The organism is Candidatus Amarolinea aalborgensis (genome assembly GCF_900491745.1).
GTDB classification, from domain to species: Bacteria; Chloroflexota; Anaerolineae; order SSC4; family Amarolineaceae; genus Amarolinea; species Amarolinea aalborgensis.
Genome location: NZ_UETR01000012.1, coordinates 61,827 through 78,931, shown reverse-complemented (window position 1 = coordinate 78,931; position 17,105 = coordinate 61,827). Strand labels below are relative to the sequence as shown.

General features: G+C 61.2%; 15 protein-coding genes and 1 pseudogene. 13 read left to right on the top strand and 3 right to left on the bottom strand.

Features of this window, described 5'->3' with window-relative positions:
* Positions 1–95: 95 nt before the first annotated feature.
* Both ACPQ6D_RS15390 and ACPQ6D_RS15385 read left to right on the top strand, forming a co-directional pair.
* A complete protein-coding gene (locus tag ACPQ6D_RS15390; RefSeq protein WP_423225226.1) occupies positions 96–227 on the top strand; it encodes a hypothetical protein in 132 nt (43 codons plus the stop codon).
* 166 nt (positions 228–393) lie between these two features.
* Complete coding sequence (locus tag ACPQ6D_RS15385) at positions 394–3,051, top strand: ATP-binding protein (RefSeq protein WP_423225225.1); 2,658 nt, start codon at positions 394–396, stop codon at positions 3,049–3,051.
* A gap of 237 nt (positions 3,052–3,288) precedes the next feature.
* Here ACPQ6D_RS15385 and ACPQ6D_RS15380 read toward each other — a convergent pair whose 3' ends face one another.
* Positions 3,289–3,585 carry an isoamylase early set domain-containing protein gene (locus tag ACPQ6D_RS15380; protein ID WP_423225224.1) on the bottom strand — a complete coding sequence of 99 codons (297 nt, stop codon included), beginning with the start codon at positions 3,583–3,585 and terminating at the stop codon, positions 3,289–3,291.
* Between the two features lie 383 nt (positions 3,586–3,968).
* Here ACPQ6D_RS15380 and ACPQ6D_RS15375 point away from each other — a divergent pair, with 383 nt between their 5' ends.
* From ACPQ6D_RS15375 to ACPQ6D_RS15335, 9 genes are all read left to right on the top strand, one after another.
* Positions 3,969–4,607 carry a MauE/DoxX family redox-associated membrane protein gene (locus ACPQ6D_RS15375; RefSeq protein WP_423225280.1) on the top strand — a complete coding sequence of 213 codons (639 nt, stop codon included), beginning with the start codon at positions 3,969–3,971 and terminating at the stop codon, positions 4,605–4,607.
* Positions 4,608–4,613: 6 nt separating this feature from the next.
* The gene (locus tag ACPQ6D_RS15370; RefSeq protein WP_423225223.1) at positions 4,614–5,177 is read left to right on the top strand and encodes a redoxin domain-containing protein; all 564 of its coding nucleotides are present in this window, start codon (positions 4,614–4,616) and stop codon (positions 5,175–5,177) included.
* A gap of 87 nt (positions 5,178–5,264) precedes the next feature.
* On the top strand, positions 5,265–5,711 hold the full coding sequence (locus tag ACPQ6D_RS15365) for a hypothetical protein (RefSeq protein WP_423225222.1): 447 nt from the start codon (positions 5,265–5,267) through the stop codon (positions 5,709–5,711).
* A 9-nt stretch (positions 5,712–5,720) separates the two neighbouring features.
* Positions 5,721–5,888, top strand: coding sequence for a hypothetical protein (locus ACPQ6D_RS15360; RefSeq protein WP_423225221.1), 168 nt, complete (start codon positions 5,721–5,723; stop codon positions 5,886–5,888).
* Between the two features lie 9 nt (positions 5,889–5,897).
* A complete protein-coding gene (locus tag ACPQ6D_RS15355; protein WP_423225220.1) occupies positions 5,898–6,512 on the top strand; it encodes a hypothetical protein in 615 nt (204 codons plus the stop codon).
* Between the two features lie 58 nt (positions 6,513–6,570).
* On the top strand, positions 6,571–7,338 hold the full coding sequence (gene trmB / locus ACPQ6D_RS15350) for a tRNA (guanine(46)-N(7))-methyltransferase TrmB (protein WP_423225219.1): 768 nt from the start codon (positions 6,571–6,573) through the stop codon (positions 7,336–7,338).
* A gap of 17 nt (positions 7,339–7,355) precedes the next feature.
* Positions 7,356–8,045 (top strand): class I SAM-dependent methyltransferase, encoded by a 690-nt coding sequence (locus ACPQ6D_RS15345; RefSeq protein ID WP_423225218.1) that lies wholly within the window; start codon positions 7,356–7,358, stop codon positions 8,043–8,045.
* Complete coding sequence (locus tag ACPQ6D_RS15340) at positions 8,042–8,902, top strand: HAD family hydrolase (protein ID WP_423225217.1); 861 nt, start codon at positions 8,042–8,044, stop codon at positions 8,900–8,902. The genes ACPQ6D_RS15345 and ACPQ6D_RS15340 overlap by 4 nt, the downstream gene beginning before the upstream one ends.
* Positions 8,899–9,360 carry an NUDIX hydrolase gene (locus ACPQ6D_RS15335; protein ID WP_423225216.1) on the top strand — a complete coding sequence of 154 codons (462 nt, stop codon included), beginning with the start codon at positions 8,899–8,901 and terminating at the stop codon, positions 9,358–9,360. Before ACPQ6D_RS15340 ends, ACPQ6D_RS15335 begins: the two co-directional genes overlap by 4 nt.
* A gap of 14 nt (positions 9,361–9,374) precedes the next feature.
* Here the strand turns inward: ACPQ6D_RS15335 and ACPQ6D_RS15330 are convergent, their stop codons facing one another.
* Positions 9,375–10,400, bottom strand: coding sequence for a hypothetical protein (locus tag ACPQ6D_RS15330; protein ID WP_423225215.1), 1,026 nt, complete (start codon positions 10,398–10,400; stop codon positions 9,375–9,377).
* Positions 10,401–10,744: 344 nt separating this feature from the next.
* Between ACPQ6D_RS15330 and ACPQ6D_RS15325 the strand changes: the two genes are divergently transcribed.
* Positions 10,745–13,153 carry a S8 family serine peptidase gene (locus ACPQ6D_RS15325; protein WP_423225214.1) on the top strand — a complete coding sequence of 803 codons (2,409 nt, stop codon included), beginning with the start codon at positions 10,745–10,747 and terminating at the stop codon, positions 13,151–13,153.
* Positions 13,154–13,236: 83 nt separating this feature from the next.
* Positions 13,237–13,533, top strand: a pseudogene (locus ACPQ6D_RS15320) (sodium ion-translocating decarboxylase subunit beta); the annotation flags it as partial.
* A gap of 11 nt (positions 13,534–13,544) precedes the next feature.
* On the opposite strand, the gene ACPQ6D_RS15315 reads toward ACPQ6D_RS15320, so the two are convergent.
* Entirely contained in the window at positions 13,545–17,099 is a 3,555-nt protein-coding gene (locus ACPQ6D_RS15315) for a GAF domain-containing protein (RefSeq protein WP_423225213.1), read from the bottom strand.
* Positions 17,100–17,105 lie beyond the last annotated feature (6 nt).

The window sequence follows — 17,105 nt, the reverse complement described above, 5'->3', positions numbered from 1 at the left end:
GACGGTCCCTCGCAAGCGTTATCTGTAACGTAAGCCAATGCTGCTATGCTAGATGAACCGTCACCCATGCTGAACCTGAGAGAGGAGCCGACATCGTGAATCAACCAACGACCGAACACGCGATCGCGCAGACTGCGCCCAGCCCTTTGAGCCAACTGTGGTTTCAGTTGGGTTGGCGTGTGGTCATCAGTATCGCCATTCTGTGGTTGATCGTGCAGTTCCGTTAGCACTTCCACCTGAAAACACTATCAAGACCGGGTTTCCTACGTGAGACCTGGTCTTTTTTCGGGCAAAGCCAACGTCGCACCTGGGCGTGCGAACTCAACGGATGCACATCCATGCTCAGCACAAACGTTCTTGCGCGCCGCCATCTTTTGCGGTAAAATCGCCCGCATGGAAAACATCGAACGTCTCGGCTTCTTCTACCTGGGCAAACCCTACGATCTCAAGACTGGGCAAACCGAAGATCGCCCCATCATGTACGATGCGCGTGATCTGACGACGCACGCCATTTGCGTCGGTATGACCGGCAGCGGCAAAACTGGCCTCTGTATTGATCTTTTGGAGGAGGCGGCCATTGATCGAGTGCCCGCCATTGCCATTGATCTCAAAGGCGACATCACCAACCTCCTGCTCACCTTCCCTGACCTGCGGCCGGCTGACTTCCGCAACTGGGTGAACCTGGATGACGCCCGCCGACGCGACCAGACGGACGATGAATTTGCGGCGGCCACCGCCCAGACGTGGCGTGATGGCCTGGCCGCGTGGGGACAGACGCCGGAACGCATTCGCCTGTTGCAGGAGAGCGCGCAGTTCCTTATTTACACGCCGGGCAGCGATGCCGGCCTGCCCGTGAGCATTCTGCACAGCCTGGAAGCCCCGCACGTCAACTGGGAAGAGCAGGCTGAAGAGGTGCGTGAACAGATCAGCGGCACAGTCTCCGCGCTGCTCGGCCTGGTGCGCGGCAACACGGACCCCGTGCGCAGCCGCGACCACATCCTGCTCTCCACCATTTTCGAACACTTCTGGCGTCAAGGTCAAAGTCTTGACCTGGCGATGCTCATTGCGGCTATCCAAAACCCGCCGGTGCGCACGCTGGGCGTCGCCGATGTAGACACCTTCTACCCACAGAAGGATCGCTTCAACCTGGCGATGGCCTTCAACGGGCTGATGGCCGCGCCGTCGTTTCAAATGTGGCTCACCGGCCAGCCGTTGGATGTGGGCCAACTGCTGTACAGCCCCGATGGAAAACCGCGCCATTCCATCTTCTACCTGGCGCATCTCAACGATACCGAGCGCATGTTCTTCGTCACCCTGCTGCTGGGGCAGATCTTGACTTGGACGCGCAATCAACCCGGCACCACCAGTCTGCGCGCGCTGGTCTACATGGATGAAATTTTCGGCTATTTCCCGCCTGTGGCCGAGCCGCCCAGTAAACGCCCGCTGCTCACCCTGCTCAAGCAGGCGCGGGCGTATGGGGTGGGCATCGTACTCGCCACCCAGAACCCCATTGACCTCGATTACAAAGGTCTGAGCAATGCAGGCACGTGGTTTGTGGGCAAACTGCAAGCCCAGCGCGATAAAGATCGTCTGCTCGACGGCCTCGAAGGCGCGCTGGCCGGTGCAGCCGCGGGGTTGGATCGCGCTTGGCTGGACAAGACCATCTCCGCGTTGACCAACCGGGTTTTCTTACTGCACAATGTGCACGAGGGCCATCCGCAGGTCTTTCAGACGCGTTGGGCGCTCTCCTATTTGCGCGGGCCATTGACGCGTCCGCAGGTGCGCACGCTGATGGCGGCTGCCAAAGCGCAGCTCGGCAACGGTCAAGCTGGCGCGGCGGCGCCTCTGCCAGCCCCTGCCGATCCAGCGGCCGCGCCGCAGACGACGCCGGCGGCTGATGCACCCTGGTGGGTCACGCAGGCCGTAAGACAGCCTGCGTCAGCGCCTCCTCCCGTTCAACCGCGGCCAGCCGTCCCGCCCGCGCCTATCCGCGCGCCGGCGCCGCGTCCCATCCCCAACCTGACACGGGCTTCGTTGTCGAACGCTCCTGTGCTGCCGGTCGAGGTGGCGCAGACCTACCTACCCATCCGCGCGGGACAGGGTTCTGCGCTGCGCCGCTTGACCCAGGCGGCTGGCTTTCGGCTCGAAGCCACGGCCATTGATCTGATCTACACGCCTGCGCTGCTTGGATTGAGCGCCATTCACTTTGTAGACCTGAAGCGCGGCGTGGATCAAGCCAGGGATGTAGCCCTTCTCCTGCACATGCGTGAGGGCGATCGCCTGCTGCGGTGGGGCGAGGCTGAAGCCGTGGACGTAGCGCCGGGCGCACTGCTGAGCCGGCCTGAACCAGGCGCGTTGTTCGACGATGCGCCGCCGCTTGTCAGCACCGCGCGGGCGCTCAAGAGCCTGGAAAGCGGATTCATCGAGCATCTCTATCGCACCCAGGCATTTAGCCTGTGGTATAACCCCATGCTCAAACTCTATTCGAAACCGGCGGAGCGGCAGCGTGAGTTCATTATTCGCTGTCAGCAGGCCGCCCGCGAAGCGCGTGACGCAGAAGTTGACGCCCTGGCGCAGCGGTACAATGCCCAAATCGCGCGCTTGCAAGCCAGACTCTATAAGCAGCAGCGCACGTTGATTGAAAACGAAACCGCGGCGACGGCGCTCAACCGCGAGAAATGGGTGACCATCGGCGAAACCGTCGTTGGCGCGCTGTTGGGCAGCCGGCGCACGCGGGTCATCTCCACCACCATGACCAAGCAACGCCTTGCCGATCAAGCGCGCCTGGATGTGGTGGAAGGCCGGCAAACCGTCGAGAGCCTGCGCAAGCAGATCGGCGATTTGCAGACGCAGAGTCAGCGCGCCGCCGAGGCCATTACGGCGCGCTGGACAGCCACCCTGGATGACATCCAGGAGGTCAAGATTACGCCGCGCAAGACCGACGTCGGGGTACGTTTGGTGGCCCTGGCCTGGCTGCCGGTCTGGGAGGTCACCTACACGGACCTGGCGGGGCAAATTCGCAGTGAACGTGTGGAGGCGTGGCGCGGGTGACCCGTCTCATCAACTGGCGACGGCGCTTGTGCGCACAGCGGGGCTGCTGGCAAAGAAAAACGGAGGCTGGAGAGATCCAGCCTCCGTTGCGCATGACGTATACAGCCTGCTCGTGAGTGGCGAGGGATGGGGGAAAACAGAGACAAGTCAACCGTCTGCTGTGGGCAAACCAGGCGACGCTGAGCGGCTGCCCATCAGCCGGCAGCGTGGGTTCGCTAATGAGGGTTTGACCCTTGCTTAGACGGTGACGACCGAATCTTCGGTGCCAAATTCATTGGCCGCATAGGAATCCGCAGCCCAGTCATTATGCCAGGCGCCATCTTCGCTGCGATAGCGAAAACGATAGCTGTTGCCGGTCGCAAGCGTGACGGCGGCGTAGAGAACACCATCCTTGCGCCGCTTGAGCGGCGTTGCGGCCACATCCCATTGATTGAAGTCACCCACGAGAGTGCCCTTCGTCAAGCCCGCCTCAGCGGGCAGTTCAAACGTGACTTTGCACGTCTTATTGTTTTTTGCATACTGCTTGGTCAACATCGCGTTCTCCTTGTTAATCTTTCAGGCGTGAATCTCGCTCCCAGCAAAGGCCGCTTTACGCGCAGGCTGGGTGAGCTTACTGCTGCTCAACCCCAGCCGGTCTAGATTGTACCAAACAAGGCAGATTCTGCAAAAAACCATCTATTTGTTGGTGGATTCGTGCCATTTGAATTACCATCACCTTCTGCGGAAGTCCACAGCGAGCTGTCCCTGCATTTGGAAATGGCTGAACGGGAAGATGGATTGCTTGCGCCTGCGCAAAACCTGTGTTAAACTACGCCCGCCTTAGATTTCCCGCAGGCGCTCAACCTGCGGGAAGTTGGTTCTGTGCCTGCAGATATCCTGCTGCAACAGCTCATGCCGAGGTCGCCCATTTGCCGTCAATGTCATTCTTGACCGATCCCTACGCCATTACGACCGTGCGTTGGCTGATCGGCCTGATCTTCCTGTTGTCCAGTATCACCAAGCTGCGTGATCCCAGGGGATTCACGATGGCCGTCTACAATTTTCGTGTGCTCCCGCCGCGCCTGGCGGATCTCTATGCGGCGCTGATTCCCTACGTCGAGATGATCACCGGCGCGTTGTTGATGGTGGGACTTTTCACGCCGTGGGCGGCCGCAGCCGCGTTCCTCACCCTGCTCAGCTTCACGCTCGCCATCGGCTGGAACCTGGCGCGCGGCCATCACCCCGATTGTCATTGCTTTGGCAATCTGTTCTCCGAGGAACTGTCAGGCATGCTGGTCATCCGCAACACGGCTTTAATGCTCCTTGTCAGTTTGGCGATTTTTACCCCAAGCGTTTTTCTCGCCCTTGATCCCCTCTTGGGGTTGGCGCCAGCCGCCGCGCGCCTCCCGCTGCTCGATGCGGTTCCCTGTTTGCTGCTGGCGGTGACCGGCGTCGCCATTGTCCTTCTGGCTGGCCAGGTCAGCGCCACGATCAGCCGCAGCCCCTGGGTCGAAAGCCCCTGGCCCTCGTTTACCCCCAATCCTTCACTCCGGCGTCGTTTGGGTCGCCGACGGTAGATGCCCATGTCTTCACTTTGGATCATTAGCACGGTCGTGCTCTGGATTTTCCTTCTGGCCCTTGCCTTCCTGGTTTTTGTGCTCTATCGCCAGGTCGGTTTGATTTACCTGGGACGCTCCCAAGGCGTCTCCCGCGATGGCATTGCCGAGGGGAGTCAGGCGCCTGATTTCACCGCCCCGGACCTGAACGGCGTGCCGCACCGCCTGGCCGATTACCGGGGCCAGCGTCTGCTGCTGATTTTTGGCTCGCCCAACTGCCGGCCTTGCCAACAGTTGATCCCGGATCTCAACGAGTTCAGCGCTGCACACAAGAGCGATGTGCGGCCGTTTTTCCTCAGCGGCGCGTCGCGCGAAGAAAATGCACGCTTTGCCGATCTGTACGATGTGCGCGTGCCGATTCTGACCATTCCCACCGATGAATCTCTGCAGAGCCGGTACCTGACGCGCGTCACGCCCTTTGGCTTTGCCGTGGATGAAGAGGGTAGAATTCTGGGTAAGGGTCTGGTCAATTCGCGCATCCACCTGGAAGTGCTCTTCGAGCGTCCGGTGGGCGATCCACTGAACAACTAAAGCCTATACGAACTGCGGCGAGTACGTCACAAGACTCGCCGGCGCAGTTTCTCTGATAGACGCCAACGTATCTGTCACGGAGGACTTATGAACGCAGAACAAGAAACGCGTGCCCAGTTGATGAGCGAGGCGATTGCCCGCCGCACCGTTACGCGGCGCAGTTTCCTGGGCCGCGTGGCCCAGACCACATTCACCTTTTTGGCCGCGGTCGCTATGAATTCCGCGCCCACGGCCAGCGCGCGCGCGAAGTTCGGCGTGCAAGATTGCTGTGTGCCGCCAGGCCCCTACTGCATGGATTACGGTTTCCAGTGCAACGAGGATGGCACGTGCAAATCTCCATGCTGGATCAACCTGATCTACTACCCGAACCAGGGCGGCTGCTGGACATGCGGCGGCAGCGTCAATCCGATCAACTGCTGTGACTGTTGGTGCCGCAAAGCCGGCTGCCCCAGCGATCGGCAGTGCGGCTGCGTTTCAACGAACGCGCCCGACACCTTCAACCGCCACCCGCGCACGGTGAATGCAAACTGTTAAGAGGAATTCATGACGACGTCTACTCCAGCCCTGCGCAGCAGCCACCTCGTCGCGGTCGCTGCGTTGTTGGGCGCATTGGCTGGCTGGGCCGCAGGCGGCGCCGCGCCCGCCATTGCGTTGGGCATAGGTTGTGTGCTGGCCATCACGGCCGGGCTGTCGAAAACGTGCACCCCTTGAGGGGTCAACATGATCTTCGTGATCGCGCCCCTCGTGCAGGAGCGTCAGACAACTCGGCAGTGGCTGATCCGGGCTGCCATCTACGCCATCGCGTTGGTGGCCACGGTCATTTTGTTCAACACGTTGCTGGCCGCGGCCGCGCAGCGGGTGCAGTTGGCCCTGGCCGCGCCGCCGATGTTGCGCGCCGGGGCGTTGGCCGTGGTGGGCGCGTTGGCGCTTCTTTACAGCGCGAACGAGATTGGCCTGGTGAGTTTGCCGCTGCCGGCGTTAGCGATCCAAGTGCCTCGGCAATGGGCCACCTATGGGCTTTACCGCGGCGCTGCGATTTACGGCGCCGCGCTGGGGGGCGCCGGCTTTATCACCTACCTTCCGTTTGCCTCCTATCATGCCATGCTGCTGTGGAACCTGGCGCTGGGCTTGCCCTGGTACGGCGCGCTGCTCGGATTGCTCTATGGCCTGGCGCGGGTGACGCCTGTCTTCAGCGCCGCCGTGCGTCAGCAGCCCATTCAGGCGCTCGTGCGTTGGAAGGAGTGGCTCTATGCCAAGATCAGCGTTTGGCACTTGTTCAACGCCCTCACGCTGAGCTTCTTCGGCGCCTTTGTGCTCGTGATGGCGTTACGCTAGGCCGCGGCAAAGGTATGCTTTCGACGTTCTGTGCGCCTGGCAGGCAGATGCAGATTTTATGACTCGACGCGGCATCCCAGACAAGTTCACCGTAGACCCCGCGGCGCCGACCTTTGGCCCAGAGAACCTGGAAACCGGCAAAGGACTGGCCGGCGGCAACCCCTTCCAGCGTCTGCAGCACAGCGGCTATTTGCGCGCCCCGCTAGACAAACCCCTTTTCCAGATTGCTGACCTGGAGCCGAACGGCGACGGGCTGCATGACTTCTATCGCCAACGGCTGGCCGATTTCCTGGCGCGTGGGCCGTTGGAAATCGAGATCGGCTTTGGCGATGGCAACTTCCTGCTCGACCGCGTTGTCAAGCACCCTGAGCGCCAGTTCATCGGCTTTGAGCTGCGCTGGCATCTCCTGCGCCACGTGCTGAAGGCCGCTGAAAATATCCCCCTGCCCAATCTGTGGGTGTCGGCTGACGATGCCCGTTACGCGCTGGCGCGCTCATTGCCGCCAGGATGCGCGACCGTGATGCATGTCCTGCTGCCCGATCCGTGGTGGAAACGACGCCATCAGCACAAGCGTATGTTCACCGACTACAGCGTCATCCTCTTGGCGCGCGGCCTGGCGCCTGACGGCATCCTGCATGTGCGCACCGACGTACCAGGATACGCCGAGCTGATCGAAGATGTCATCCGCGCCAGCGGCCTCTTTCGGCCGCACGACGATAGCCTGGCTGCCTGCCTGGCCGATACGATTCCTACCACCCGTGAAGCCTGGTGTTACGAAAATGGATTTCCCATCTTCACCTTCTATTTTCAGCGGCTTGCGCGCTGAGTCACGAGCGAACTTTCATGGACCTTGTTGCATTTTACGATGACTACTGGCGCAGCAAGCCTGACATCTACGATCAAGTCAGGCTGGACATTGTCGCCAGCTATGTGGGCGCGGGTGAAGCCGTGCTGGCGGTGGACTGCGGCCCTGGGGTGCTTGCGCGCCAACTGGCCGACAAGGGCAACCGGGTCATTGGCACGGATATGTCGCACGTCGCCGTCGGCCGCGCGCGTGACCGCGGCATCGAAGCGCACCAGGTTGACCTGGACAGCGCGCCGCTGCCCTTTGCCGACGGCGTCTTCGACACCGTCGTCTCCGACTCTGGCCTGGAGCACCGTTACCACTTCGACAAGGCCTTCGATGAGTGCGTGCGCGTGCTCAGGCCGGGCGGTAAGTTGGTGCTCCTCCTGCCCAACATGGCCCATTGGCGCTGCCGCTGGTGGCTGCTGCGCGGCCGCTTTCCCTACGTGCGCAACACGCCCACCGATCTAACCCACCTGCGCTTTTTCACCTTGGCGGAGGCGCGCGACCTGCTCAAGGCGCGCCGCGTGCGCATCGTGCGCACCGATGGCAGCGCCAGCTTGTGGGTCTCCGGCTTATACCCCTTCTTCTTCCGCTGGCCCGGCATTCGTCAAGCCTACACCTGGCTGGCGCGGCGCTGGCCCTCGCTGTTTGCACGCGATTTCATCGCCATCGGCATCAAACAATGACCCAGATTCCACGTCATGAACGCGCCGTGCAGGCCGTCTTATTTGATTTTGACGAAACGCTGGCGACCCTGACGCAGCCGGAAACGCACCTGGCCGTGCAAGGCGCGGCCGCCACGGCCGCGACGCTGCGCGCGGCCGGGCTAGACCTGCCGGACGATTTTGAACTGCAGTGGCTGAAGGCGCTGGAGTTCGCGGCCAGCAAGTCGGTGCAGGAGCAGGACGAACATACGGCCGACGACACCCTGGCCTTCCTCGTCCAGTTCTACGGCTACGTGTCGCTGGAACGCAAGCTCGTGCGCCAGGCCGTAGACGCCTATTTCGCGCCGTTCATCGAGGCCAGCATCCCGCTGCCTGGCGCAATGGAAACGCTGGCCGCCCTGCACGCCGCAGATTATCACCTGGGGATCATCGCCAATCACAACTGCGACCGGGCGCTGCAGCGGACCGTGCGCAGGCTGGGCCTGCGTGACCTGGTGGATGTTGTCGTCACCTCGCAGACGGTGGAACAGCGCAAGCCCAAAACCAAACTGCTTGAAGTGGCCCTCGGCTACTGGGATGTGGAACCCTACCAGGCTGTGGCCGTCGGCGACCGCCTGGATGAGGATGTGGCGCCAGCGCAGGAGTTGGGGCTGCGCGGCGTGCTGCTCAACATCGCCGCTCATCCATCGAACCGCCTGGCCGGCCGCCAGACGACCCCTGATGCCAGTCTGACCGCGTGGGATGAGCTTTTGCCGCTGCTGGCGCGCTGGCAAGCTGAGGGCGAAACAGAGGTTGACGACTTCTGGGCCGGCCAGACGCCCACTGCGCCGCCGCCGGTGGCGCCCGATTTCGATCCCGCCAGGCCGGCTGACGCATGAACCCGCAGCCAGTCGCCGCGCGTCGTGAATATCCACTCGCCCCGCGCGTTGGCGTCGGCGCGCTGATTTGGCGTCCGGAGACCCGGCAGGTGCTGCTCATTCAGCGTGGACGTGAGCCGAACAAGGGGCTGTGGTCGCTGCCAGGTGGACTGGTGGAAGTTGGCGAGAGTCTGGCCGCGGCCGTGATGCGCGAGGTGGCCGAGGAAACGGCCCTGACCGTGCAGCCAGGGCCATTCATTGCCGCGTTCGAACCGATCGTGCGCGACGCGCAGGGCCGCGTGCGTTTTCACTATGTGGTGTTGGATTACCTGGCCTACTACCAGGGCGGGGAACCGCACGCCGGCGATGACGCGGCCGACATTGGGTGGTTCACTCTGGCGGAGATGGCCGCCCTGCCAATGATGGCCGACACGCGGCAGGTCATTGCGCAGGGCATCGCTGTGGCCGGCGCGAGTTAGGGGCCAAGCGGGCGCTACAGGGCGCGGGCGTATTGGCGGTGCATCTTGTAGAAGTCCACGCCCAGATCGCGCAGTTCGCGCTGCATGTTGTCGTTCGACACGCTGATTTGCACGAGGTCGGCATGTTCAAAATGCCCCTCGGCAATGCTTTTCTGCATTTCGCTGAACAGGATTGCCATCCCACCCAGTCCCCGGTACTTCTCCACAATGCCCGCACCGTTGATGTTGACCCATTTGGTGCGCTTGAGCTCCCTCAGCAGGTCTATCCAACCCAGGGGCCACACGCGGCCGCCTGTGCGCTGCACCGCGGCGGAAACGTCCGGATAGGCAAGCAAAAAGCCGACCGGTTCGTCCTCTTTCATCACAATTTTGATCAGCCGCGGATCCGCATATAGCAGAATCTGGTTCGCGATGGTCTGCATTTCTTCTGCGGTCAGCGGCACTCCGCCGCTCGTGCCGCCCAGCGCGGCGTTGTACAGGTCGCCGAGCTGGGGCGTTAAGCGCAGCAGCTCACGCCGGGTTTGAAAACGCACGACGCGCAAGCCGCGTCGCTTTTGTACGAGCGCGGAGACCTCGTGGATTTTCTCTGGGAACGGCATGGCCGCACTGAGGTAGCCGGAAACCGAATCGTCCATGCGCTCGAACCCCGCCGCTTCGATCAGTCCCGGATAGAATGGCAGGTTATAGGGGATGCCGAGTGCCGGGCGGTGCTCGAAGCCTTTCACCAGCAGCCCCAGGCCGTCCAGCGCGCTCAGGCCGTGCGGTCCCACCATCCGGTTCAGGCCGCGGGCGCGCGCCCAATCAAAACCGCGTGCAAAAAGGGCCAGGGCGGTCTCGCGGTCGTCAATGCACTCGAACAGATAGAAAAACGCGGTGCGTTCGTGGTTGAACGCGTTGTAGTTCGCGTTGTCGAGCACCGCCAGCCGCCCGATCGCTTCGCCATTCTGCCAGGCCAGCAGGAAGATGGCGTCTGAGTGACGGAAGAAAGGATGGCGCTCACGATTCAGCATCAACGCGGCGTCGGCGGCCAGCGGCGGCACCCACTGGGGCACGTAGCGATAGAGACGAAATGGCACGCCCAAGAACTGCTGACGCCAATAGCGGCTGTCAGTGTCAATCTCCATGATTTCCAGGTCGTCTTTCATGCTTACATGCCCTTTGGCTGCTGAGATTTGCATCATCTCATGCATTGTAATGCAAGTTAGGGAGATGGGCAATTGGAGATCAGAGATCAGAGAATGGAGATCAGAGAATGGAGATCGGAGATCAGGGGCGCCTTGCGTGTCCGTGAGTCCGGTGCTAAACTACTTGGGAGAGAGCATGTGAGTTTGCAGGTCTGTCTGTGGTTACGTTTTGTATCTGAATGGACATTAGGAGGTTGCACATGCAGGTCACAGCCATCATTTACGCTACTAAACGCCAGCAGCGTACGATCAAAAGCCATGTTTCATCCGTCTTGACCCTCTATCCTGACTCGGCGTTGGTTGAGGTCACACCCCAACAGCTGGACCAGTTGACCGCCGATGGTTATACGATTGAGGTTCTGGACGGCATCAATGAGATCAACGTGGGAGGCGAATTGGTGGACACCTCCATCGCGCCGCTCGCTATCTCCCAAAATGTCGCCGACGCCCGTGGCGCGCGCATGGCGGACGATGTTCCCCATCATTTCCTGGTGCAGTTCATTGGCCCCATCAAACCCGAATGGCTGCAAGCCGTGGAGAAGGTCGGCGGCATCTTGCGCGAACCGCTGCCATCCTATGCCTACGTCGTCGAACTGTCCGATGCGGCGTATGAAGCAGTGAGGAATCTCGATTTCGTCCGCTGGATCGGCTACTTTGAGCCGAGTCTGCGGGTGTCGCCGGACCTGCGCGAGAGCCTCGCGGAACCGGCTGGCCGCGATCTGTCGCCGCAAAACATGCACAGCCGCGCCGCGCTGACGGTTGAAGCATCGGATGCGATCACTGCCGCCGAGCCGCTCATCAGCACATTCACGGTGCGCTTCTTTACCCCAGAGCTGCTGCAGGAAGCCATTCCGGCCATCGAAGCAATCGGGGGCAGCCTGGGCGAACCTCCCGACCAGAATGCGCTGGTCACGAGCGTTTCGTTTCCGCCCAACACCCCCAACCTGGCGGAGAAGGTCATGGCCCTGGCGCACATCCACGGCGTCAAGTCGGTAGATCAATTCGTGCTGCGCCAGGTGCGCAATAACGTGGCCGCGCGCCTCATGCACGTGCTCGATGTGGCGCCTCCCCAGGAACCCGGATTGACCGGCAAAGGCGAGATCATCGGCGTGGCCGACACGGGGCTTGATTCTGGCGAGACGGAGCACATCCACCCTGACTTTGCCGGGCGCGTCGCTGCCATTCAAAGCTGGCCCATCTCTGCGGACTACAACAGCGTAGTTCTCAACAAGGGCGGCAACGATGGCCCGGCCGATCTCGACTCAGGGCACGGCACGCATGTGACGGGCTCCATCCTCGGTTCTGGCGCTGCGTCTGCCCAAAGTAACGAAGTCATTCGCGGCATTGCACCCGAAGCGACGCTGGTTTTTCAAGCGATTGAGCAGAAGCTGGAATGGACGCCTGCCTACCGCCGGGCCTTTCAGCAGCGGTATGGACGGCCCCCCGCCCCTTTTGGACTCGCCGGACTGCCGGCTGACCTCTACGCCTTCTTCAACAAAGCTTACGAGGCCGGTGTCCGGGTTCACAACAACAGCTGGGGCGGCGGCGCTTTCGGCGCGTATGATAACTTCTCGGAGGCGCTCGACCGCTTCGTGTGGGACCACAAGGACTTCGTGGTCGTGGTGGCGGCCGGAAACGATGGTGCGGATCAGGATCGTGATGGCAAAATTGACCCTGGCAGCATTACCCCACCAGCCACAGCCAAGAACTGCATCACCGTAGGGGCATCCGAAAGCGAGCGCAGTGGATTGGGCTACCAGGCGAGCTGGGGTCAGTTGTGGCCTGGATTTTACCCGCGCGACCCCATCCGCAACGACGCAACGAGCGATCAGGCGGATGATCTGGCGGCCTTCAGCAGCCGCGGCCCCACGCGTGATGGCCGCATCAAGCCCGATGTGGTCGCGCCCGGCACCAACATTGTCTCCACCCGTTCGCATTTGCTGGATTCCAGCGCGCACGGCTGGGGCGACTATCCCCCCTTGCCCCAGGATTACATGGTGGACGGCGGCACAAGCATGGCGACGCCGCTCACCACAGGCGCCATGGCCCTGCTGCGCCAATTCCTACGCCAGCAAGGCCGCCGCAACCCCAGCGCCGCCCTGCTCAAAGCCCTTCTGCTCCACGGCGCAGACTACCGCCCCTATCGCTACGGCGTGAGCCAAAACGGCGCGCCCTATGATTTTGAACAGGGTTGGGGCCATGTGAATGTGCTAAACTGTGTGCGACCGATAACGCCGCGCGTGATCAACATGTATGAACGCACACGTGGGTTGACCACGGGCCGCTCGGTGCGCTTGAGCTCAATCGTGACCGACAGCAGTATTCCGCTCAAGGTGACGCTGGTGTGGAGCGATTATCCCAGCTCGGCCAGCCAGAATCCGAACCTGGTCAATGATCTCGACTTGATCGTCACGACGCCGTCCGGTCAGAATTATCATGGCAATCAGTTTGTCGCCCCCTTCAATCGCGGTTTCGATCGCACGAACAATGTGGAGATGGCGCTGATCCCTGAGCCAGCGCCAGGCCGCTATACTATCACCGTGCGCGCCTACAACGTGGCCCGCGGCCCGCAGGACTTCGCCCTGGTGTGGTCGGGCGCACTGGGCTGATTGCCAATGGACGATCGGCGTCAGCCAGGGTAAGACATATGATGACAATGGAGTCAAGCTAGATGGATGAACATCTCAGTAACCTGCGTGTAGATACGCTGTTCATTCTGCTGCTTGGCATCATGGCGTTTGTCTTCGACACCGCGGCCGGACTGCTGTTTGCGCGCTTGCTGAACTTTCTGAGCCGGGGCCATTTCAACCCGCTGTCGGGCGTGGCTGGCATCAGCGCCTTTCCGATGGCCGCCCGCGTCGTGCAAAAGCTAGGACTGGAAGAGGATTTCGAGAACTTTCTGCTCATGCACGCGATGGGAGCCAACACGGCCGGGCAAATCGGCAGCGTCGTCGCGGGCGGCGTCCTGCTGGCCTTGATGGGGAAATGAGCGCGGGATCATCAACGCGGCGGGGGAATCTCGTTCGGATGCGTACCATCTGCGCCGTGCCAGGCCGGCAGTATGAACCAGAATGAACTCCCGCCGTCCAATTGACTCTCGACGCCGGTCAGCCCGCCGTGCGCCTCGATGATCCGTTTGACGATCGCCAGGCCCAGGCCGGCCCCGCCAAAGCGGCGCGTCTTTGTGCCGTCCACCTGGTAGAACCGATCCCAGATGCGGCTCAACTGATCTTCGGCAATGCCGATGCCCGTGTCAGTTACCGTCACCTTGACCCCGGCCTGCGGTTGTTGGTCCGTATCACGAAAGTGGGCCTGTGTCTGCTCGACTCGGATCGTGATCACACCGCCGTTGGGGCTGAACTTGATTGCATTGTCGAGCAGATTGTCGAGCACTTCCCCCAGGCGATGGGAATCTCCCGAAACTTGGGGCAGATCAGGGGCAATCTTGACCTCCACCCCGATGCCATTTCGCTGCGCAGTGACGCGTGCGCCTTGGGCACAAGCCTCCGCCAGTCTGCCCAGGTCTACCGGTCCATGGACATAGGAACGCAGATCCATCTGCTGCAAATTGATGATGTCATTCACCAGGTGCACCATGGCCGCGGCGCGGTCCGCGACAATGGTGAGGGCTTCCCGCTGCGGCGCGCTCAGATCACCCAGGGCATTTTCCAGTAGAAGATCCACATAGCCACAAACGAAGGTCAGCGGTGTGCGCAGCTCATGCGAAACCGTTTGCACGAACTCGTCCTTCAGCCGATCGAGCTGTTTGAGATCATCGTATGCCACGGCTAGTTTTTCTGCGCGCGCACGGGCATCTTCATACAAGCGGGCGTTGACGATCGCCACGGCGACCTGGCCCGACAGAAGCCCGGCCACACGTTGATCATCTGGATTGAAGACGCGGCCGGCTTCAGTATTGTAGATCGTGAGGACGCCCAAAATCTCGCTGCCCCACGTCAGCGGTACGCCGAGAACCGAGCTAAGCGCGATTTCGGCAAAGGCCTCAGTGGAAAAGCCAGCATGGTAATCATTCGTCATGATGGTTTCGTTGCGCGTCAGCACCGCGCCCGCCAGGCCTTCGTCACGCCGCAAGCGCGCGCCGGTATAGTCGTGCTGCCAGGAGGGCGGCTGCTGCGACACCCGCAGCTCAAGCTGATCCGAATCAGGTAGGTAGATGTACAGGCCGGCGCCCTGTGCATCCACAAGTGTAATCGCTTGGGCGACGATCGTCCGCAGAAGTTGATCCAGATTCAAGTTGCTGGTCAATGCCAGTTCTACCTGGCGCAGAGCCTCCAATTGATGTAACTGCCGGGTGACGGTGTCGAACAGGCTGGCATTGGTGATGGCAATCGCCAGTTGGTTCGCCAGAATCAAGAGCAGATCAAGATCATTGATCGTGAGTTGTCCGGGTACAGCCGACTCCACGTTGATGACGCCCAGCACTTGCTCCGCATTTTGTACGGGAACAGCCACCTCGGACACAAGCGTTGGCAGCTCGCGCTGAAAATCAACATCCATACTGGCATTCGGCACAAGTTGGGCCTTGCGCGTGCGGACAGCGCGCGCCATGACCCCAGTGGTCAGCGGCAAATCCCAAATCAGCGTTGCCGGGTCGTATCCGACCTGGGACTGCAGATGCAGGCGTTCGTCCTCGACGCGGTAGATACTGACGAAGCTGTAACCAAAGACCTGCGCCAGGGTCTCCACCGTACGCCTGTAAACCTCCTGCGGCTGCAGCGTGCTGGCCACCATGCTGCTGACCACGTGCAGCGCCTTCAAGTCCTGGGCAAACCGCCGACTTTCCAGGAGTAAGCCAGCCGTGTAGAGGGTCACTCCTACCTGGTTGCCCAGGGTAGTCAAAAGGTCAATATCCTTCTGCGGATAAAAATCGTCAGGATGCCTTTCGCCCAGCAGCCAAATACCGCGGCCCCCTTTTCCCACTGAGAAGGTAATTGCCAGTCGCGGCCAATCGAGCGTTGGATGAGGGGCGCGCCTTTCGTACGGGCGGTAACGTCCGGCGGCAGCCAACAGATCGTGCAGCGCCGACGCCGGCCAGCTTGGAGGCATAGCGGCGTTCTCCACGTAGACGGCGTCTACCGTCACCCCGGCTGATCCCCGCGGTAGATCGGATGGAATCACGATCAGCGCCGATTGGCGGATCAGCAGGCTGGGCATGATTTCGCGCGCCAGCAAGGTTACGAGATCATCGCGCGTCACGGCCTGGGGAATACGGTTGGCGAAAGCGCGAATCAATTCGTCGGGGCTGTGTTCAGCGCCGTAGGCAAGGCGATCAATGATGCGCACAAAGCGTTGACGCAGCGCAAGGGCGATGGCGACGAAAAACGCCGAGCAAACAAGATAAGCTAGAATCGCATTCGTGCTGAGTCGCAACCAGCGTCCGAGCAGGGAAAAAACAAAGAAAAACGCCGTGCCATAGAGGGAAATGAAAGCGTAGACGCTTAACAAACGGTTGGCGCGAAACTCCAGGGTGCCCAAACGGTGTTTGTAGGCGGCATAGGAATAGAAGAGCGGTAATGCTGGCAGAGCCAACGTCGCAAAGACCGCGGTGTTGACAATGGGAAGCTCGATACCGATCAAGATGGGAATGACCCAGAGGAAGAGGCCGGGAGCAAACGCCAAGATGACGCCGGTCAGCATGAGACGCGCCGCAAGACGATCGGATGTGGACATAGGGCGCAAGAGGCGGTAGCTGATGAGGCCAAGGCTCGTCAAAATCGCCAGCGCGTCGCTTGCGACATAGGTCCGTGGGGGCGGCAGCGACCACAGCTCGCTCAGGGCCAGCGCGATGAAGATCAAATAGATTGGCGGCAGCGAGATTCGAGATCTGAGGCGGGGCAGTGGATCTGGCACATCCAGATGGAGATGGAGAAAGACCGGCGCCATGAGCCATCCGGCGATGCGTACGACAAAGGCCGAACCTCCCAGGTGTGTGTTGGAGGTGAATCCGGCTGCCAACCAGATGGTAATCAGATAGTTGGAAAGAACCAGCAATACCCAGCGTCTATCGCGCGGCCGCAGAAAGAGCGAGATGATGGAGCCGGCTAACCAGAAGGGAAGGACGAACAGTAGATTGAAGAACGCCATGTTCCAGGCCAGACTGGTTGAGTCAGGCATGACCCAATGAACCTGCCTTACCTGGCCATTTCGTTGTAGGATGATAGGCACATGGCTGCCTGCCGTAAAAGCCCCAAATGGCACGGCTGTGCGGTCTTCGACATACGCGGCGTATGTCAGGTCGCCAATTTGCAGCAAATGATCGCCGCGCAACATCTGCCCGTTATTGGCGCGACACCAGGCAAGCGCTGGATCACAGCCATCGGTGTCCAGCACTTCCCAGTCATACGTGAGGCTCATACCCGGATAATGACCAAGCAGCGGATAGGAAAACGCGTAGAACACGCACACCAGCAGAATGGTCAAGGCCACGATGGACAAGACGCCATCAAGCCGCCAGGCGGCTGCGCGTTGGTTTCCACGGGTTGGAGGATCCGCGCGGGCTGCATCCGGTGCGAGCGCTTCAGAGCCTCGGTTCATGCATGG

Excerpts from the sequence above, each read along its gene's own strand:
- ACPQ6D_RS15315 (WP_423225213.1), bottom strand. The coding sequence starts at position 17,099 with ATGAACCGAGGCTCTGAAGCGCTCGCACCGGATGCAGCCCGCGCGGAT.
- ACPQ6D_RS15335 (WP_423225216.1), top strand. The coding sequence starts at position 8,899 with ATGAACCCGCAGCCAGTCGCCGCGCGTCGTGAATATCCACTCGCCCCG.
- ACPQ6D_RS15375 (WP_423225280.1), top strand. The coding sequence starts at position 3,969 with ATGTCATTCTTGACCGATCCCTACGCCATTACGACCGTGCGTTGGCTG.
- ACPQ6D_RS15345 (WP_423225218.1), top strand. The coding sequence starts at position 7,356 with ATGGACCTTGTTGCATTTTACGATGACTACTGGCGCAGCAAGCCTGAC.
- ACPQ6D_RS15340 (WP_423225217.1), top strand. The coding sequence starts at position 8,042 with ATGACCCAGATTCCACGTCATGAACGCGCCGTGCAGGCCGTCTTATTT.
- ACPQ6D_RS15325 (WP_423225214.1), top strand. The coding sequence starts at position 10,745 with ATGCAGGTCACAGCCATCATTTACGCTACTAAACGCCAGCAGCGTACG.
- trmB (WP_423225219.1), top strand. The coding sequence starts at position 6,571 with ATGACTCGACGCGGCATCCCAGACAAGTTCACCGTAGACCCCGCGGCG.
- ACPQ6D_RS15360 (WP_423225221.1), top strand. The coding sequence starts at position 5,721 with ATGACGACGTCTACTCCAGCCCTGCGCAGCAGCCACCTCGTCGCGGTC.
- ACPQ6D_RS15355 (WP_423225220.1), top strand. The coding sequence starts at position 5,898 with ATGATCTTCGTGATCGCGCCCCTCGTGCAGGAGCGTCAGACAACTCGG.
- ACPQ6D_RS15365 (WP_423225222.1), top strand. The coding sequence starts at position 5,265 with ATGAACGCAGAACAAGAAACGCGTGCCCAGTTGATGAGCGAGGCGATT.
- ACPQ6D_RS15385 (WP_423225225.1), top strand. The coding sequence starts at position 394 with ATGGAAAACATCGAACGTCTCGGCTTCTTCTACCTGGGCAAACCCTAC.
- ACPQ6D_RS15370 (WP_423225223.1), top strand. The coding sequence starts at position 4,614 with ATGTCTTCACTTTGGATCATTAGCACGGTCGTGCTCTGGATTTTCCTT.
- ACPQ6D_RS15380 (WP_423225224.1), bottom strand. The coding sequence starts at position 3,585 with ATGTTGACCAAGCAGTATGCAAAAAACAATAAGACGTGCAAAGTCACG.